The following is a 1,177-nucleotide window of genomic DNA, read 5'->3' on the forward strand; positions in this document are numbered from 1 at the left end:
GAGATGACATCAGGATAATCGCCGCCGGCGATCATGACACCAGACTTTGTGCTTGCATCTCCTACAACATATTCCATCTTCCAATCGACACCTGTCTGACCTTGGAGGATCTTCCCGATGGTCGTGTTGCTTGCAAGCACGTCTTTATTCGTACCGAAGGCGAAGTAATCGTAGGTTACCGGTTCAGTACTTACCTCGCTTTTCGTTCCTTCTGCTGCTTTGTTTCCTCCTGCATCATTACTTGAGCAGCCAGCAAGGAGGATTGTCATAGCCGTTAGAACGGCCAGGCTGGATTGCAGCCATTTTTTGTTGCGCATTGCTGTATCCCCTTTCTCTATCAAAGTATTGTAAGCACTTTCAGTATAGAAGATAGTGTTTATGATTGTTATATAGCAAAGCTTAGATCGGTCTTTGAATAATTAAGTACTTATTGCTCGGAATTTATCTTTTTTTTGTCCAGCGGTAGACGCAGCATGATCCGTGAGCCTCCCCCTGGAGAACTGTCAATTGCGAAGCTGAACGATTCACCATAGCATATTTTCAGGCGAGTAATGACATTTTTCATTCCGATGGAATCGCCCATAATCGCTTCCTCATGGAGATAATGATGAAGCTCGCTGATCTTTTCCTGATCCATGCCTACCCCGTTGTCTGCAATAAGGAAGACTATCTGACCTTGCTCTTGCGCGATCTGAATCGTAATATAACCGATGCCTGGCACACTCTCAATGCCATGAATGCTTGCATTTTCCACAAACGGCAAAAAGGTCATCTTCGGAATTTCAATATCCAGCAGGGATTGATCCACCTCGATATGAAACTCCAGTTTTGTATCGAAACGGTACTTCTGAATTTCCAGGAAGCTTTCCATTAATTCAAGCTCCTCGCGAATCGTAACGAAGCTTCGCTTCCAAAGAATGGATTTGCGGAAAATTTTCGCCATGTTCTGAATCGTCTTGGCCGTCTGCAGCTCACCCTTCATCTGACTCCGCATTCGGATCGTTTCGAGCGCGTTGAATAAAAAGTGAGGGTTGATCTGACTGTGCAGCGCGTGCAGTTGAGCTTGTCTTTGGCTTAGCTCCAGCTCTTTCTTCTGTATTTCTGTAACATACACATCATTGATCAGATTCTCAATCCGCTCGCTCATTCGGTTGAACTCCACTGCAAGCTCGCCGAC

General features: G+C 45.5%; 1 protein-coding gene and 1 pseudogene. Both read right to left on the reverse strand.

Going from position 1 to position 1,177, the window contains the following annotated elements:
* A pseudogene (locus tag AB4Z17_RS33565) lies at positions 1-317 on the reverse strand (ABC transporter substrate-binding protein); the annotation flags it as partial.
* Between the two features lie 110 nt (positions 318-427).
* On the reverse strand, positions 428-1,177 hold a 750-nt coding region (locus AB4Z17_RS33570; RefSeq protein WP_441964783.1), incomplete at its 5' end, for a sensor histidine kinase.

This window comes from Paenibacillus sp. TAF43_2, assembly GCF_052113545.1.
GTDB lineage: Bacteria > Bacillota > Bacilli > Paenibacillales > Paenibacillaceae > Pristimantibacillus.